The sequence below is a fragment of the Bifidobacterium sp. W8104 genome (genome assembly GCF_016100735.1).
GTDB lineage: Bacteria > Actinomycetota > Actinomycetes > Actinomycetales > Bifidobacteriaceae > Bombiscardovia > Bombiscardovia choladohabitans.
Window position 1 is genome coordinate 707833 of the sequence record NZ_JACFRW010000001.1, and the last position, 17115, is coordinate 724947.

The 17115-nt window shown below is 60.9% G+C and carries 12 protein-coding genes; 4 read left to right on the forward strand and 8 right to left on the reverse strand.

What is annotated here, in order from left to right:
* Window positions 1-237: 237 nt before the first annotated feature.
* On the reverse strand, window positions 238-2109 hold the full coding sequence (metG, locus tag H3U89_RS02700) for a methionine--tRNA ligase (RefSeq protein ID WP_198178589.1): 1872 nt from the start codon (window positions 2107-2109) through the stop codon (window positions 238-240).
* Between the two features lie 396 nt (window positions 2110-2505).
* On the opposite strand from metG, the gene H3U89_RS02705 reads away from it, so the two are divergent.
* On the forward strand, window positions 2506-2982 hold the full coding sequence (locus tag H3U89_RS02705; RefSeq protein ID WP_198178588.1) for a hypothetical protein: 477 nt from the start codon (window positions 2506-2508) through the stop codon (window positions 2980-2982).
* The gene (locus H3U89_RS08360) at window positions 2979-3452 is read left to right on the forward strand and encodes a variant leucine-rich repeat-containing protein (protein WP_232345460.1); all 474 of its coding nucleotides are present in this window, start codon (window positions 2979-2981) and stop codon (window positions 3450-3452) included. The genes H3U89_RS02705 and H3U89_RS08360 overlap by 4 nt, the downstream gene beginning before the upstream one ends.
* Here H3U89_RS08360 and rsmI read toward each other — a convergent pair.
* On the reverse strand, window positions 3416-4369 hold the full coding sequence (gene rsmI / locus H3U89_RS02715) for a 16S rRNA (cytidine(1402)-2'-O)-methyltransferase (RefSeq protein ID WP_198179432.1): 954 nt from the start codon (window positions 4367-4369) through the stop codon (window positions 3416-3418). The two genes, H3U89_RS08360 and rsmI, sit on opposite strands and share 37 nt — an antisense overlap.
* Before the next feature lie 121 nt (window positions 4370-4490).
* Between rsmI and H3U89_RS02720 the strand changes: the two genes are divergently transcribed.
* Window positions 4491-6152, forward strand: coding sequence for a dolichyl-phosphate-mannose--protein mannosyltransferase (locus H3U89_RS02720; RefSeq protein ID WP_415873552.1), 1662 nt, complete (start codon window positions 4491-4493; stop codon window positions 6150-6152).
* Between the two features lie 726 nt (window positions 6153-6878).
* Here the strand turns inward: H3U89_RS02720 and H3U89_RS02725 are convergent.
* The 6 genes from H3U89_RS02725 to H3U89_RS02750 all read right to left on the reverse strand — a co-directional run bounded on the left by H3U89_RS02725 (window position 6879) and on the right by H3U89_RS02750 (window position 14160).
* Window positions 6879-8501 carry an extracellular solute-binding protein gene (locus H3U89_RS02725; RefSeq protein WP_198178587.1) on the reverse strand — a complete coding sequence of 541 codons (1623 nt, stop codon included), beginning with the start codon at window positions 8499-8501 and terminating at the stop codon, window positions 6879-6881.
* A gap of 96 nt (window positions 8502-8597) precedes the next feature.
* Complete coding sequence (locus H3U89_RS02730; protein ID WP_198178586.1) at window positions 8598-9269, reverse strand: YesL family protein; 672 nt, start codon at window positions 9267-9269, stop codon at window positions 8598-8600.
* Window positions 9270-9354: 85 nt separating this feature from the next.
* On the reverse strand, window positions 9355-10275 hold the full coding sequence (locus H3U89_RS02735) for a carbohydrate ABC transporter permease (protein ID WP_232342917.1): 921 nt from the start codon (window positions 10273-10275) through the stop codon (window positions 9355-9357).
* A 37-nt stretch (window positions 10276-10312) separates the two neighbouring features.
* Complete coding sequence (locus H3U89_RS02740) at window positions 10313-11329, reverse strand: ABC transporter permease (protein WP_198179423.1); 1017 nt, start codon at window positions 11327-11329, stop codon at window positions 10313-10315.
* Between the two features lie 435 nt (window positions 11330-11764).
* Window positions 11765-13237 carry a glycoside hydrolase family 1 protein gene (locus H3U89_RS02745; protein WP_232345463.1) on the reverse strand — a complete coding sequence of 491 codons (1473 nt, stop codon included), beginning with the start codon at window positions 13235-13237 and terminating at the stop codon, window positions 11765-11767.
* A gap of 20 nt (window positions 13238-13257) precedes the next feature.
* A complete protein-coding gene (locus H3U89_RS02750) occupies window positions 13258-14160 on the reverse strand; it encodes a TetR/AcrR family transcriptional regulator (RefSeq protein WP_081708956.1) in 903 nt (300 codons plus the stop codon).
* A 414-nt stretch (window positions 14161-14574) separates the two neighbouring features.
* Between H3U89_RS02750 and H3U89_RS02755 the strand changes: the two genes are divergently transcribed.
* Window positions 14575-17076, forward strand: coding sequence for a GH36-type glycosyl hydrolase domain-containing protein (locus H3U89_RS02755; protein WP_198178584.1), 2502 nt, complete (start codon window positions 14575-14577; stop codon window positions 17074-17076).
* Window positions 17077-17115: the final 39 nt, after the last annotated feature.

Consider the following 17115-nt stretch of genomic DNA (forward strand, 5'->3'; position numbering starts at 1 on the left):
GGTTACACATCCTATGAGTCTTCCATGACGAAAGAACCCGGCGGTTCGAAGAACCGCCGGGCGAGAAGAGAGAGAAGAAGGGGTTCAGTTATCGGGGCCGCATGACCCCCATCGGCCAGTACTTCAACCGACAGACCAAATATAACCAGCGCTACCTTGGAGGAAGTGCCCGAAAACCTCAAAGTTCTCTGTGAATCATGAACTGGGGCCCGAGCTCACATTCGGGCGCGTCGGCCGCTACTTGCCCTGGTCGCCCAACTTGGCCTGCTCAGCCTCGAACCTGGCGTGCTCCCTGGCCTTGCGGCGGTCAAGCTGCTCCTGGAAGCGGTCCAGCTCCTCCTGCACGGCTTCCTTGGGGATGCGCGGGAAGATGGGTGTGGGCCGATCAATCGGCGTACCGTCCCTGAGGGGCTCACGCGCCCAAGGATGGACCGTCTCCCCCAGCCGGTAATCGCCGGTGATGATGGGATAGTGGAAATCGGACCGATCCAGGTCGTCAACCTCCTCGACACGGGGCAGGGGCGAGAAGGTGCCCTTGCCACCCATGGTCTCCCAGACCCGCTGAGAGGCATGAGGCAGGAAGGGCGCCAGCATGGTATTGGCGTCCAGCACGGCCTGGGCTGCGGTATGCAGGACGGCAGCCAGTCGGTTCTGGTCATCCTTGATTTTCCAGGGCTCCTGGGCAGAGATGTACTTGTTGATGTCTCCCACCAGAGCCATGGCCTCGACCAGGGCGGCCTTCTGGCGATGATTCTCGATCAGGGAGCCCACAGTATCGAAGGCCTGCAGGCTGCGGTCCAGCAGGGCATTGTCCTCCTCGGTCAGCCAGTCCTCCTCGATGCGGGGGATGCTGCCGAAGTCCTTGTTGAGCAGGTTGGCCACGCGGTTGACCAGGTTGCCCCAGGAGGCGGCCAGCTCCTCGTTGTTGTGCCGGACGAACTCAGCCCAGGTGAAGTCCGAGTCCGAAGTCTCCGGCCCGGCGATGGAAATGTAGTAGCGGACTGCATCGACCGGATAGCGTGCCAGGATGTCCTTGACGTAGATGACGATGCCCCTGGAGGAGCTGAACTTCTTGCCCTCCATGGTCATGAACTCGCTGGCCACCACCTGCTCGGGCAGGTTGAGTTCGCCGTAGGATCCCGGCTGTCCGCCCTTGGACCCCTGGCCGTTGTAGGCCAGAATCTCCGAGGGCCAGATCTGCGAGTGGAAGGTGATGTTGTCCTTGCCCATGAAGTAATAGCCCAGGGCCTTGGGGTCATTCCACCACTTGCGCCAGGCCTCGGGGTCGCCCTGACGGCGGGCCCATTCGATGGATGCCGACAGGTAGCCGATGACGGCATCGAACCAGACATAGAGCTTCTTGTTGGGGTCGTCGACCCAGCCGTCCACAGGCACGGGAATCCCCCAGTCGATGTCGCGCGTGATGGCCCGCGGCTTGACCTCCTTGAACAGCCCCAAGGAGAAGTTGAGCACGTTGCTGCGCCAGCCCTTCCGGGTCTTCAGCCAGGCCAGGTTGGCCTCGGCCAGAGCGGGCAGATCCAGGAAGAAGTGCCTGGACTCCTCGAAGCGGGGGGTCTCCCCATTGATCTTGGACACAGGGTTGATCAGCTCGTCCGGATCCAGCTCGTTGCCGCAGTTGTCGCACTGGTCGCCGCGAGCGCCATCAGCGCCACAGATAGGGCAGGTCCCCTCAATATAGCGGTCCGGCAGGGTCCGGCCGGTGGAAGGTGAGATGGCCACCTTCTGCTGTCCCTCATAGATATAGCCATTGGCCCGGCACTGACGGAAGAGCTCCTGCACCACCTTCTCATGATTGCCGGTCGTGGTCCTGGTGAAAAGGTCATAGCTGAGCCCCAGATCGCACAGATCCTTGACGATGACCCGATTATAACGGTCGGCGATCTCCTGAGGTCCCACACCTTCGGCGTCGGCCTCCACCAGGATGGGGGTGCCGTGCTCGTCAGTCCCCGAAACCATAAGGACATCATTGCCCTTCATGCGTTCGTAGCGTGCATAGACGTCCGAGGGAACGCCGAACCCAGCGACGTGGCCGATGTGACGGGGCCCATTCGCGTAGGGCCAGGCGACGGAAACAAGGATATGACTCATACCAGCAAGATTATCGGCTCAGCCCTACAATCCCCCTGCTCGTCCACAGGACTGCCACCGAGCAAGCGAATTATCCACAAATGCACAAATTCGGCCCTCTCCCAGGCAAATCCGGACAGGACCATTTACAGTCGAACCATGAATCGAGAACACGCGCTCGGGGGAGCATCGTGGACGCCTACCACTGCGGTTGCCACCAGCCGCCCCCCTAGAGCTACCACCAAGCCGCCCAGTCGACCGCTACAAGCCGGGGGAGCGCCGACACATGCCCGCAGTCGTCCTTCCACGGTCGAATTTGGGGCACCGGCCCCCGAACCCGAACCGCTGCCCAGCCTGATCCAAACCGATGATCTGCCCGGTCCGCTCAGCCTCAGTCTGCTGGTGAAGGAAGGGATCGTGACCTGTCTGGACCAATCCTGCTGCTACCTGAACGAACAGGCTGAGGGACTCTACGGTCGCGCATCCATCGTCACGCCCATGGTTCCTTACGGCGCAGCGGCATGCGGCGGTCTGGCGGTCTGGATATGGCTCAACGGCCAATTCCCCGATGCGCTGGACATCATCTCCAACTCCCATTTCCGCACGCCGGTTCACGGCAGGCCCCTACGGCCCCACCAGCGACAGCTGGATGCCCGCTACCTGATGAAGCTCGGGAAGCTCTGGGTGACTTCGCCGCTCTGGACGGCCTGTGATCTGGCCTGCGACTCCTCGGGCCAATGCAACGGAGAGGAGATTACGGCGGTCTTGCATGAACTCATGGAACGGTACCAGGTCAGTTGCGGATCCTGCGAGGAGCTCCTGTCCTCCAACCCGCGCTGGCCTGGCCACGCTCAAGGATTGGAGACCATAAGACGACTCAAGGCGATCCTATGAATCTGCCGATGAGAAGTAGCCGACGCAGGCATGGCCATCATCGACGCCACGGCCATGATCGGAATCGGGATCAGGGCCGTCGTGGATTCTCCGCCGCTGAACGCATGGCCCGGCTCATGACTGCCGTCAGCAGCCGGTCACACCCCTGGGCGGAAGACGATTCGAACCGAGACGATTGCGATGGCTTGGAACCAATGGCCGAGGTGCGCGCCCCACCGCCAGAGCCTCCCCTGGTGCCAACGGCCCTGATGGCCACAGACCCCGAGACCGACCCGAGCATCCTCTGGGCCATCGCACGGGAAGAGCCACAGCTGCGTCGGTGGTTGGTAGCCAATCCCGCCGCCTCCCCAGCCCTGCTGGAGGCCGTCTCCCAGCTGGGCGGACCCGGTGTGCGCAGGGCGCTGGAGGTGCTGCTGGACGAGGGGAACGGGAATCAGTCCTCCTTATCCTCTTCAACAGCCAAGGCATAAATCCTTTTGCGATTGGGCAGGCTGCCATCGGCCAGGGGATGCTCGGCAGCCACCCGGGCGATGGCCTCCTTGAGCCGCAGGCCCTCGGATCGGGCCAGAGCACGTGCCAGAGCGGCCAGCTGCCGGTCATCCATGGCCTCAGGATCATTGCGCCTGGCCTCCAGGGCGGAGGCACCAGCCACGACCAGGACCATCTCTCCCCGGGGAGGGTCCTCCTGAAGGGAGCGCACAACGTCCCCGATGGTGCCCCGCCGGATCTGCTCATGCTCCTTGGTCAACTCCCGACAGAGGGCCATGAGCCTGTCGGGGCCGAAGACCTCCTGAAGGTCCTGCATAGCCTGATCAATGCGGTGGGGGGTCTCGTAGAAGACCATGGTCCGCTCCTCGCTGCGCAGGGTGCGCAGATGTCGCAGCCGTTCCTGGTGCCGGCGGGGAAGAAATCCCTCGTAGCAGAAGCGGTCTGTCGGCAGGCCGGAGAGGGCCAGGGCATCCAGCACCGCGCTGGGGCCGGGAGCACAGGTGACCGGTATGCCTCGCTCGATGGCCCGCCTGACGATGGCCATGCCCGGATCGTTGATGGTGGGCATGCCCGCATCCGAGACCACCAATGCGCAAGCTCCGTCACGAACCTGATCCAGGATGGGATCGGCCATCCGCCGTTCATTGTGATCGTGATAAGCCATAACCCTGCCGCCTACGCGCACCCCCAACCGGTTGGCCAGGTCGTAGAGCCTCCGCGTGTCCTCCGCCGCCACCAGGTCCGCCGACTGCAGGAGCTTCACCAATCGCGTCGAGGCATCGGCGACATTGCCGATAGGCGTGGCCGCCAGCACCAACGTTCCACGTGAAACACTGGATGAAATCGGCTCCTCATGACTTTCTCCGCCCTGTGTATGTCCATCGCTCCGGCCATTCATGCTGCTCATGCCTTTAGTATGGCCTAATCTAGGGGTGATGACATCTTTGGCAGGGCTTTCTTCGCAGCATCGCTCCTCCAGACACGGCAGGCACGCCGCCCACCGGTCCGGTCGCCCTGTCATGCTGTCCATCTTCAGCAAGCCAAAGGGTCAGCATACCAAGCGAGGAATCAACCGGATTCCCCGGCTCTCCCATCGGCAGAGCGGCTGGCTGGCCTGCATACTCATGGCTCTTCTGGGAGGGCTCCTGCGGTTTGTGCGGCTGGGCAGCCCCCGGGCCATCGTCTTCGACGAGACATATTACGTCAAAGACGCCTGGACCATGCTGATGACCGGCGAGCCACGCAACTGGCCGAAAACAGCCGGTCCGCTGGACCTTCCCATCGACCAGATCTTCGCCCAGGGGCACACCAGCGGCTGGCTGCCCCAGGCCGAATACGTAGTCCACCCTCCGGTGGGCAAGTGGTGCATCGCCCTGGGTCTCAAGCTCTTCGGAGGAGCCGGCAACCCCTTCGCCTGGCGAGCGGCCACTGCCCTGGCCGGCACCATCGCCATCCTGCTGCTTTGCCGTGTAGCTCTGCGCCTTTTCCACAACCTGCCTATCGCCCTGACGGCAGGCTTCCTCATGGCCATAGACGGTCTGGGCATCGTCATGAGCCGTACCGGCCTGCTGGACAACTTCGTCATGGTCTTCGTCCTGGGAGCCTGGCTGTGTCTGATGGGCCATCGGGACTGGGCTCGGGCCAGGCTGCGACAATCCTGGGCCAAGGACCAGGCTGACTTCCGTCTGCATTACCGGGTGAAGGTCATTCAGTCACAGGGAGATCAAGGGCAGAAAAGCCGTGTCGAACTGCCCGTGGCCACCACCGGCCCCTTCATCGCCTGGTCCTGGTGGCGGACCGGAGCCGCCCTGTTACTGGGCCTGGCCACCGGCACCAAGTGGTCTGGTGCATATTTCTTTGCCGTCTTCGCGCTGATCTCGGTGCTCTGGGACGGCTGGGAGCGCCATCAGGCAGGGTATGGATCCTGGCTGCAGAGCGCCGTGTTCAGGGACGGGCTCCCGGCGGCCTTGCTTATGATTCCCGTCTGGGCGGGCACCTATCTGGCCTCCTGGACGGGATGGTTCCTGCACGGCGATTCATTCATGCACAATTGGGCGGCCCAGCACCCTGGCCAGGGCCTGACCTGGCTGCCGGAGGGGCTGCGGTCCCTGGCTGAATACCACCGGCAGATGTGGCACTTCCACACCACCCTGCATACCCGTCACCCATACATGGCCAACCCCCTGACCTGGCCCCTTCAGGTCAGACCCACCAGCTTTTACTGGCAGAAGCTCACGGGCTTCCCCGGTCTGTGCGGACTGGCCAAGGACTCACCCTGCGTGGCCGCCGTTACCTCCCTGGGCAATCCCCTGACCTGGTGGCTGGGCAGCATCTGCATGATTTTGGCCATCGTCATCGCCGTCGTGGTCAAGCACGGAGATTGGCGGATCTGGGGGGTACTGGCAGGCATGCTGGCCGGCTGGCTGCCCTGGATTCAATACATGAACCGGACCACCTTCACCTTCTACTCCATCGTCATCCTGCCCTGGATGATCCTGGCAATCTGCTACGTGGCCAACTGGCTACGGCAGAACTCCGACAGCATCCTTTACCGGCAGACCATGATCATGGGCCTGACCCTACTTGGCCTGACCTCGGTCTTCTTCTATCCACTGTGGACCGCCATGCCCATCCCCTACGATTTCTGGCGCATGCACATGTGGCTGTCCAGCTGGATCTAAGACAAAGGCGAGGCGGTCGGACAGCGATGCCCAACCGCCTCGCGGACGCGTTTATAAGCCGTCGTGCTCAGACTGCCCGGTCGCGGATGATCTGCGCGTACCGCAGACCGGAATCCTTCCAGATCCGCTTCTGGGTGTCATTGTCGACCCTAATCAGCCCAAAGTTCGATGGACGCCGGTCCTGATCCTGATGAAAAGGTCATGGCTGAGCCCCAAATCACACAAAACGCCGGCATTCGACCGGTTATAACGGTCACCTTCCGAACTTTGGCGGTTTGAGGACCCTCCTATGATCTGGCCCAAGGTCGCGGCGACCCGGCAGGAAACGGAGGCAGCCGACCACAATGGTGCAAGAGGGCAACCCACCGGGAGAAGGCAAGAGCCCGGCAGGTAGCCCTCCTGTTCCGTGAATCCGACAGCACTCCGGGGGGGGGGGGGATGCCATCCCCTCAGGCTGACTCGGGCGGTGAGTGCCCATCCGGGAGGGAACCGAAGAACCCGGTCGAAAGACCGTACCGTGCCTCCTCACCACCCCTCGAACCCGGACTATTGACGGCCATGGACCCGCCTACAGAAACGGCCGAGCTCTGATGGAGCCAGTCGCCAACCCAGCCGCCTCATCGGCCTCCCCAGAGAACGTCTCGTGTGGTGGGCGAGCCCGAGGTCCGACGGACCCTGGATGCCCTCCGTGAATCACTGAAGGGCCCCAGGGCACGTCTGCATCCCTCAGTTCTTGGAGTAGTACTGGTCGTAGGCCTTCTGCACCAGCTTGATGTTCTGATCCAAATTGGCCTTTTTCAGGGTCTGCACATAGTTGTCCCAATCCTGGTCCACACCACCCTTGGTCACCCACTGGGCGAACTTGGTCATAGCGGTGTTCATCAGGGTTGTGTTGTTGTTCTGCATGGTGGTCTGGTCCTCGGAGGAATACTTGAGGGCACCCGGAATGACATCCAACTTGGGATCCACATGGGCCAGAGCCGGCTCAAGAGGCTGCTCCTGGCCCTTGACCTCCTCGAGATCCGCCGGCAGCTCGATCTTGAGATTCGGACGTATCCAGTAGGGAGAGTCATCAGCCAGGGTCTCCGTCCACTTCCAGGTGGAGGGGTCCTTGGTGGAGTCAGCAGGCGGCAGGACTTTATAGGAGTCCGGCCCTGTCTTCTGCACATCCGTGCCCAGATCACCCCAGAGCATCTGCAGGGACATGTCCTGCCCATAGAAGGCATTAGCCACCTTGATGGCGGTCTCCTTGTTCTTGCTCTTGGCCGAGACCACAAGTGCGAACTCGCTGTAGTCCAACCGGTCCCCCTGGGTGTCGTAGACCAGCTCATCCGGGTTCTGATCGGCCTTGGCCTTCAGCTGGGGCATGGCCACATACTGACTGGCCAACTTGTCGCCAAAGCGGTCGGAGGCCGTCCACCCCCAGGTGAAACCGATCTTGGCCTTGTCGCCCTGTCCTCGCGCGGTGGACTGGGACTTGGAGTAGTCGTGGGTGAAAGCGTCCTTGGCGATCAACCCCTCCCCCCAGAGCCTGTTGAGGTACTGGATCAGCTGCTTGTAACGGTCATCGGTCAGGAAGGACTTGACCTTGCCCTTGTCGGCATAGAAGCCCTGGCCGCCACCTACCGACGTCACGATGCCCAGGCTCCCCAGCAGGAGGGTGGGCTGATAGTCACCGAAGCCACCGGTACCGGGAGACTGGAAGTCAAAGGGGATTTCGTCGGCCTGTCCGTTCCCATTGGGGTCCTTGGTCTTGAAGGCCTTGAGCACCTCCTCAAGCTCATCCCAGGTGGTCGGCACCTTCAGGCCCAGCGTGTCCAGCCACTGCTTGTTGATGTACATGTGGCTGACGGCCTTGGGCCAGATACCCTTCTTGACGGCGGGCAGGATGTAGATCTTCCCGTCCGGCATGGAGACCACCTGCTTGGCCGTGGGGTCGGTCTTGAACATCTTCTTGACATTCGGCATCTTGTCCAGGTCCTGGCTCAGATCCTCGAAGAGGGTGCTATAAGTGGCTATGTCCGCCAGGTTGATCCCCTTGAGAATGAGGTCGGGCACATCGCCGGCCGCCAGCATGGCCTGCTTCTTCTGGTCCCAGTCCGAGCTCGCCTCCTGCCAATGGATTTCGCAGCCACACTCCTTCTCCAGCTGCTTGGGCCACTTCATCTTGGATATCTTCTTGGTCAGAGGGTGCTTGGCTACGGCTATCGTGATGATCGGCTGGCCCTGGGCATTGGTGGTGGGCTCCTTGGAACCGCCGCAACCGGCCAGCATCATCGACATGGCCATCGTCATGGCCCCTATGGCCACCAGACGGTTCCTGAACCTGTGTTTCCCGAACGAACTCATGATTCGCTCCTCCTGTTCGACAGTGAACTTCTCTGCTTACCCCGGGCCCATGCGCCGATCGCACCGGTCCAGGCGGTGTACTTAATGACGGATCCGTCACTCTCCTTTCGTTGCCATCTCGCCCTGCGCGCCCCGGCGCATCCGGACGGAAAAACCGTCGAGCCTGCCGTAGAACCAGACCGCCGACGACGACAGGAGGCAGGGCAGGGCAGGCCCGAAGACTACGGCCAGGCCGGGCCAGGACCAGCAGGCAAAGGCCATAAGGGCCAGACCGAAAGCCAGGACCACACTCATCCAGGGACGCGCCAGAACCATCTGGACCGACCTGACCAGAATCCAACCGACCCCCTGGTCGTAGAGGGCGAATAGGACCCAGGACAGGGCAGTGGCCAGAATCATGAAGACCATGAGGCAGAAGAGGATGCCGGAGACGAAAACCCCGACCCTGCCGGTCCGATGAAAGTTGACAATCCAATAATCCCCCAGCAGGAGGGCCCAGATGGCCGCCTGTGCCCAGCCGAAAATGTTGGCCCCCCTGAGCTCCTTCTTCCACAGACGGTGGAAGGTCCGCCAGGTCTGAGCGATCCCCCACTCCCTGTCCTCGTCTGTCAGCCACCTTCTGAAAACCCCGCAGGTCGCGGCCAGGGAGGGGAAGAAGCCTACCAGGACAAGCCCCATGATGGTGTGTGCCAGCAGGGCCAGGTTGGTGATGAAGGCCACCAGGACCAAACGGGCCGCCTGCTCGTATCCGAGGGCGAATCTTTGCATGCTTCCTCCTTTCCCGGGTACAGCCATGGCTGTCCGGCCCATACGTCTTGTCTTTGTTCCCCGTCAGTAGGACGGTCCGGTGCAATCAGCCCTTGATTGCCCCGATCATGACACCTTTGTTGAAGTACTTCTGTATGAAGGGGTAGATGACCAGGAGAGGGAGGGTGGAGACGATGATCACCCCGTATTTGATCTGGTCAGCGAACTCCTGCCCGTATCCGGCACCGGCCGTCGAGCCCGACCCCCCCTGGAAAGCCTGGTTGGACAGGAGGATGTCACGCAGGACGATCTGCAGGGGTTGCTTGTCGTAGGTGCGTATGTAGACCAAGCCGGTGAAGAAGTCATTCCAGTGCTGCACCAGGTAATACAGGCCGATGACGGCGATGATGGCGGAACTCAGGGGGATGACGATCCGCGTAAAGTAGCGGAAGTACCCCACCCCGTCGATCTGAGCGGCATCGTGGAGGTCCTCGGGGATGGAGCTCTCGAAGAAGGACCGGGCGATGATCAGGTTGTAGACATTCAGGGCCTGGGGAATGACGAAGACCGCCCAGGAGTCCAGGAGGTCCAGCTGCTTGTAGAGAAGGTAGGTCGGGATCAGACCGCCGTTGACGAACATGGTAATCGTGAAGAAGAGCATGATCAGGCGGCGCCATTTGAACTCGGGCCGGGAGAGGGCGAAGGCCGCCGGCATGGTGACCACCAGGTTCAAGACGGTGCCTGCCACAGTGTAGATCAACGTATTCCGGTAGCCGTTCCAGATCCTGTCATCCCCGAGAATCTGCTGGAAGCCGTAGGCCGAAATGCCCTTGGGAATCCAGGTGACCTGGCCTGTGTTGACCAGGGTCTGATCAGAGACCGAAGCGATGATGATGAACCAGATTGGGTAGAGGATGGAGGCCACTATCAGCAGCAGGATGAGGACGATGATCAGGTCAGCCAGCCAGTCTCCCAGCGTCTTCCCCCCGATAAGCCGTCTGACCCTGCGGGCCCCGGCGCGTGCCATGTCTTGCGTGTTTTTCATTTTGTTGTCTTCCTCCCCCTCAGAAGATGCCGGTGTGAGACACCCTCCTGGAGATCTGATTGGCGATGACCAGGAAGACGAAGTTGATGAGCATGTTGAACAGGCCGATGGCTGTGGAATACGAGAATTGATTCTGCAGGATGCCGATCTTGTAGGTGTAGGTCGATATGACCTCGGAGGCTGGCAGGTTCAGGGTGTTCTGCATGAGGAAGACCTTTTCGAAGCCTACGTTGAGCACACCGCCCATGTTCAGGATCAGGAGGACGCCGGCCGTGGGCATGATGGCAGGTATATCGATGTAACGAATAAGCTGAAAACGGCCTGCCCCGTCCATCTTGGCTGCCTCGTAGAGGGCCACGTCGACCGAACTGAGGGCGGCCAGGTAGATAATCGAGTTCCAGCCCATATGCTGCCAGACCTCGCTGATCCAGTAGATGGGCGTAAAGGTGCTGGGATTGCCCATGAAGTTGGCGTTGTCGACGTGGAGGAAGGAGAGGAAACGGGTGAGCAGACCTGTGGAGGGGGTCAGGAAAAGGTTAATCATGGCCACAATCACCACCGTAGATATGAAGTGCGGCATGTAGGTGATGGTCTGTACGAAGCTCTTGACCTTGGTGGAATGGATCTGGTTGATCAGGAGAGCCAGGATGATGGGGGCGATGAAGCCCATGACCAGAGTCCACAGACTGATCCTGATCGTGTTGACCATGAGGGGCTTGAACATAGGTGAGGCGAAGAACTGCTTGAAATACTGGAAGCCCACCCAGTCGCCTCCGGTGAGGCCCTTGGTAAAATCATACTTCCTGAACGCCAGTTGAATGCCGTACATAGGGCCGTAGTTGAATACGGCCACGAACAGCATGGCTGGAAGCACCATGACCCATAAGGGCCAACAGCGCTTCAGGGAAGATTTATACCCCCCCCCCCCCCGCGACGAAAGGACCTTATGTGCCTTGGCGGGTTTGGAGGAGGCGAGGCGCGCGGTTTTACCGGAAGTCTTGACCTGACGGTCGACTTCTGCATCGGTTCCGTTCATGCTCAGCCCTTCTATGACTAGTTTCGCTCCCATCCGGCTCAATCCTTGAACCTGGGGGAATCTACAGCCGGCAACTGTGCCGTCATGACAGCGCCAGTTTATCTATCGTTGTAAAAAATGTCAATTCAGTCCAAAACCGCCTATCGACGCTGATACGTGATTCATCCTGGGCCCCCTCGTCCCGGTCTCCCTGTCTTGTCTGCCCCTGAGGACGGCCCTTCCGATTCCTTGCGGGCTCCGATGAATTCGCATGTGGCAACCAAGCTGGATATGAGGGGTTCGAAAATCAGGAAACTTCAATCATGCCGACGGGGAGAGTCACCCCCTCCCCTGCCTGCATGATCAACCTGATTAAATGTTCAGGATCGGTGGTGCGGCCCACAGATCGCATGCGGAGCCGTTGCCGACTGCAGACCAATCGATGTCAGAGCCCTTTCAGATCGCATTGGCCTGAACAATCCGGGAGTAGCGCCTTCCTGAATCCTTCCAGATCCGCTCCTGAGTGTCATAGTCGACCCTGATCAACCCAAAGCGCTTGGTGTAGCCCAGGGCCCACTCAAAGTTGTCCAGCAGGGACCAGGCGAAGTAGCCGGTAACCCGAGCCCCGGCCTGAATGGCCCTGGCCACGGCCTTGACATGCTCTTCCAGATAGGCTACCCGCTTGGGGTCGTGAACGATCTTTCCGCTGGGCGCGTCCGGATCCCGACTGACCTGATCATCCCAGGCGGAACCGTTCTCGGTCACCATGAGTTCTATGTCGGGGAAACGTCGGCCCAGCTCGACCAGCACATCAGTCAAACCCTTAGGTTCCTGATTCCAACCCATCCCTGTCAGCTCCCCCTGCGGGGCCAGTCCCTCCACGCCATCCTGGGCCGGCATGGCGTTGGCATGACGATCGACCAGCTTGCCCTCGGGACCGACCGACGCATCGGCGGATTCATCATCAGCCTTCCTGGCCTTTACATAGGTCGTGGCGTAGTAGTTCAGTCCAAGGACATCAAGGGGCTGATGAATGGTCTCTAGGTCACCATCCTGCACGAAGCGCCAGTCGGTATCCTCCCCTGCCGCCTGACTGACACCTTCCGGATAGACACCTTCCAGCATGGGGGCCAGAAAGACTTCGTTGGCGAAGAGATCGGCCCTCTTCTTGGCGGCTAGGTCCTCCGGGCTGTCAGAGGCCGCCCGGGTCACCTGAAGGTTGAGGGTGACCGAGAGCTGGGCAGCCTGACCGACCTGGGCCCTGATGGCCTGGCAGGCCAGGCCATGGGCCAGGTTCAGATGATGAACGGCGGACAGGGCCTGGTCGTAGTCCTTGATCCCTGGGGCATGGGCCCCGTTCCCATAGCCCAGATAGGCCGCACACCAGGGCTCGTTCAAGGTGGTCCAGGTGTCCACCCGGTCGCCGAAGGAGGCCGCCAGAGCGGAGGCGTAGTCGCCAAAACGGAGGGCTGTGTCCCTGCTGGGCCAGCCGCCTTCATCCTGTAGGTACTGGGGAAGATCCCAGTGATATAGGGTGACGACGGGCCTGATTCCATTGTCGCGCAGCATATCAAGGACCTTCAGGTAGTGATCCAGCCCGGCCTGGTTCACCGGACCATCAGCCCTGGGAAAAATACGGGACCAGGATATGGACATGCGGTAGGCACCGACACCCATCTGCTTCATCAGGGCTATGTCCTGCGGGTAGCGATGATACTGATCGCAGGCCACATCACCGTTGGACCCGTCGACTACCACGCCCGGCCGGGCGCAATATGTGTCCCAGATGGAATCCGTCCTGCCGTCCTCATGTGCCGCCCCTTCCACCTGGAAGGCTGCCGTGGCCGTTCCCCAGGTGAAATCGGACGGGAAGATGAACTTGCTCTCTTGGCCCATGCCAATCCTCTCTTTCGTTTCTTTCATATCCATGGCGCTATTCTCTCCTGCAGTCATTTGCTGTCCCCCGGCCGTTGGACGTCCTCGGTGGCCGCTGTCCCACCGGAGGGGTCGTCTGGACGTAGCCGCTGGTCCTGCACCGCCGGTCCTCCACCCGTAATAAGGCCGTAGGAGGCCAGGCATTCTTCTGAGTCCGGGTCGATGTCACTGGGGTCCATGAACCCATGCCACTTCTCCTGGGGGAAGAGCTCATCGGAGAAGGCAAGCCACTCGGCCACCAGGTCGGCTGACCCGTCCGCCAGCCAGCGGTATTGCAGGCCATCCATGGCCGACATGCACAGCACCCACATGTGGTGGAAGCGGTCAAGGTCGTACCCTCTGGGCAGGCACCAGTTCAGTGACTTGATGGTCTGCCAAAACTTCTGGTTTCGGCCTATGAAATAGCGGTGGGCCGGGTGCGAGGGGCTGAGAGCCTCTCCGTTCAAGATGGAGAAGAGCTTGACCATCTCCGGCCTGCGGGCATTGAAAATGACGTTGTTGGCGCAGAACCGAGGGAAGAAGAGAAGGTTGTGTCCGTCCGCATCCGTCCCCGTGCAGGTCGTGTAGATGAACTCGTCGGCCTCAGGGGAATCATAGGCCTGCTCCATGACCATCCTGAACAGGTCGTTCTTGGAGTCGATGTAATGATAGAGGGCGGCCTCGGTGATGCCCACCTGATCGGCCACGTCCTGCAGGGACATCCCCCAAAAGCCCTTGGCGGCAATCACCTTGACGGCCGCCTTGACAATCTGTTCCTTGCGCTCATCGGCGGTCATGCGCTTGCGCCGGGGGAAGCCCTTGCCAGTAAAGACCTGACGGGCACGAGGGTTCTCCGAGAAGGTGGACCCGACCGTCGGACCGGATCCGGTGACACTTTTTCCTGCCCGGTACTGGTTCCAATCCTCTACGCCAGTCATGAACCCCCCTTACTCAGGCACTTGGCGGGTGGTGGGATCCTGTCTCTTTACAGTGCCGCCCGCCCCTGCGGGTCCCCATCATGACTGCAGGCGGCTCCAATCTGCCCAACCTTTGGGGTTCCGGCCTATTGGAAGCCACATGAGTTCAACCATTATAGGGAATCCGCACACGCTTATCTATAGGTTTATTAATTAATGCTATCATCTTAGTCAAACGATAATACAAACGCGGGTCGCAAGCCTTAGCAGTCTTTCCCGAAATGGGGCACGATTCCGGCAGCTATTCCTATCAGGCACTGCTGCTTTCAAGGGGTTGTGACGCCTCGGGACAGTCCGGAAGGGCCGCCTACGGCCTGCCCAACCGGCCCCAACCCGACGGGGCTGGGCCAAGGTTGCATTGAGGATAGGGAGAACATGCAATACGGTCATTTTGACGACGCAGCCAGAGAGTATGTCATCGACACACCCGCCACCCCGCTGCCCTGGATCAACTATCTGGGCAACCAGGACTTCTTCTCCCTCATTTCCAATACAGGCGGTGGCTATTCCTTCTACAAAGATGCCAAGCTCCAGAGGATAACCCGCTACCGCTATAACGGGGTACCTGCCGACAACGGCAGCCGCAGCTACTACCTGAGCCTTATGGATCGGGACAACCCAGAGTCCGCCCCCCTGGCCACCTGGTCGCCCACCTTCCTGCCCTCCAGGACTCCCCTGGACCGGTACAGCTGCCGTCAGGGGATCGGATATACCATTTTCGAATCCTCATATAAGGGCATCGATACAGTCATGACCGCCTTCGTCCCCGTGGATGCCGATGCCGAAATCAACCGTTTGAAAATCAGGAACACCACCGACTCCCCCATCCTTCTGGATGTGACCGGCTGTGTTGAGTGGTGCCTGTGGAACGCCGTGGACGACTCCAGCAACTTCCAGCGCAACCTGTCTACGGGCGAAGTGGAGGTCGAGCAGGGATCGGAAGCCACCCTTCTCTACCACAAGACCGAGTACAAGGAACGCCGAAACCATTACGCCTTCTTCGGGGTCAACCAGCCCACCTGCGGGTTCGACACCAGCCGGGACGAGTTCCTGGGTAAGTTCAACGGCTGGGACACCCCCGAAGCCATCACCGAGGGCAGAGCCCGCAACTCCGTGGCACACGGCTGGTTCCCTATAGCCGCCAACAGGGTCAGGCTATCCCTGGACCCCGGCCAGGAGGAGAGCCTGGTATTCATCCTGGGCTATGTCCAGCTGCCCAAGGAGGACAAGTGGGAGGACCCCGATGACCCTGCCAAGGTGGGAATCATCAACAAGAAGCCCGCACACGCCCTCTTCGACCGATTCAGAAGGGACGACCAGGTCGACCAGGCCTTCGCCGACCTCAAGGCCTACTGGGCCGATCTCCTGGGCCGGTTCACCCTGGACAGCGGCGACCCCCGCCTGGATCGGATGGTCAACATATGGCACCAGTACCAGTGCATGGTCACCTTCAACCTTTCGCGTTCGGCCTCCTATTTCGAATCAGGCACAGGGAGGGGGATGGGCTTCCGCGACTCCAACCAGGATCTCCTGGGCTTTGTCCACCTGATCCCCGACCGCGCCCGTCAGCGCATCATCGACATCGCCTCAACCCAGCTGGAGGATGGGTCGGCCTGGCACCAGTACCAGCCTCTGACCAAAAGGGGGAACGCCGACATTGGCGGCGGCTTCAACGACGACCCCCTCTGGCTGGTGGCCGGCACCTACGCCTACCTGGCCGAGACCGGGGATTCCTCCATCCTGGAGGAGCCCGTCCCCTTCAACAATGTGGCAGGGACCGAGAAACCCCTCCTGGAACACCTGCGCCGGTCGATCGGGTTCACAATGAACCACATGGGCCCGCATGACCTCCCCCTGATCGGACGGGCCGACTGGAACGACTGCCTTGACCTCAACTGCTTCTCCGATACACCAGGAGAGAGTTTCCAGACTGTCGAAAACAATGACACAGGTGTGGCTGAGTCGGTCCTGATCGGAGGCATGTTCGTCCTCTATGCCGGCCACTACGCCGACATCCTGGACCATTACGGGACGGATTGCGGGATGGACAGGGATGCTGTGGCCCAGGAGACCGCCTCGGTCCGCCAGGCCATCGAGAAGATGACCCATACCGTGGAGGAGGCCGGCTGGGACGGCCAGTGGTTCCTCAGGGCCTACGACGCTTACTCCCGTCCCGTCGGCTCCCACACTGACACCGAAGGGCAGATCTACATCGAACCCCAGGGGATGTGTGTAATGGCCGGTATCGGTCTCGATGACGGCAAGGCCCGACAGGCCCTGACCTCGGTCAAGGAGAGGCTGACCTCCTCCTGGGGAACGGCCATTCTGGCCCCCGCCTATTCCACCTACCGAATCGAACTAGGCGAGATCTCTTCCTACCCCAGGGGGTACAAGGAGAATGGTGGCGTCTTCTGCCACGTCAACCCCTGGATCTCCATAGCCAACGCCATGGTCGGCGATGACGAAGAGGCCTTCGCGGTCTACAGACGCACCTGCCCCGCCTACCTGGAGGAGAAGTCCGACATCCGCAAGGTGGAGCCCTACGTCTACTGCCAGATGGTGGCCGGTCCTGAGTCTCCCACCCCCGGCGAGGGAAAGAACTCATGGCTGACAGGCACGGCCGCCTGGTCCTTCGTGGATGTCTCCCAGTATCTGCTGGGGGTCAGGCCCACCTTGGACGGACTGGCTATCGAACCCCACCTGCCCGCCGAATTCAACGAACTGACCGTCGGCAGGACCTGGAGGGGGGTCACCTATCGAATTTCCATGAAGCGGACTGGAAGGCGTTCGGTCAGCCTGGACGGCCACGAACTGAGTAGCGGGATGGTACCACCCCAGACAAGCGAGAATCCGGTGAACGTGACCGTGACCTTCTGAGGGGTCGCCGAGTCACCTGGTGATTTACAATGAGCCATG

Coding starts and splice junctions, on each gene's coding strand:
- rsmI (WP_198179432.1), bottom strand. CDS start 4,369: ATGAATGGCCGGAGCGATGGACATACACAGGGCGGAGAAAGTCATGAG.
- H3U89_RS08360 (WP_232345460.1), top strand. CDS start 2,979: ATGAATCTGCCGATGAGAAGTAGCCGACGCAGGCATGGCCATCATCGA.
- metG (WP_198178589.1), bottom strand. CDS start 2,109: ATGAGTCATATCCTTGTTTCCGTCGCCTGGCCCTACGCGAATGGGCCC.
- H3U89_RS02740 (WP_198179423.1), bottom strand. CDS start 11,329: ATGAACGGAACCGATGCAGAAGTCGACCGTCAGGTCAAGACTTCCGGT.
- H3U89_RS02745 (WP_232345463.1), bottom strand. CDS start 13,237: ATGGATATGAAAGAAACGAAAGAGAGGATTGGCATGGGCCAAGAGAGC.
- H3U89_RS02725 (WP_198178587.1), bottom strand. CDS start 8,501: ATGAGTTCGTTCGGGAAACACAGGTTCAGGAACCGTCTGGTGGCCATA.
- H3U89_RS02730 (WP_198178586.1), bottom strand. CDS start 9,269: ATGCAAAGATTCGCCCTCGGATACGAGCAGGCGGCCCGTTTGGTCCTG.
- H3U89_RS02735 (WP_232342917.1), bottom strand. CDS start 10,275: ATGGCACGCGCCGGGGCCCGCAGGGTCAGACGGCTTATCGGGGGGAAG.
- H3U89_RS02755 (WP_198178584.1), top strand. CDS start 14,575: ATGCAATACGGTCATTTTGACGACGCAGCCAGAGAGTATGTCATCGAC.
- H3U89_RS02720 (WP_415873552.1), top strand. CDS start 4,491: ATGCTGTCCATCTTCAGCAAGCCAAAGGGTCAGCATACCAAGCGAGGA.
- H3U89_RS02750 (WP_081708956.1), bottom strand. CDS start 14,160: ATGACTGGCGTAGAGGATTGGAACCAGTACCGGGCAGGAAAAAGTGTC.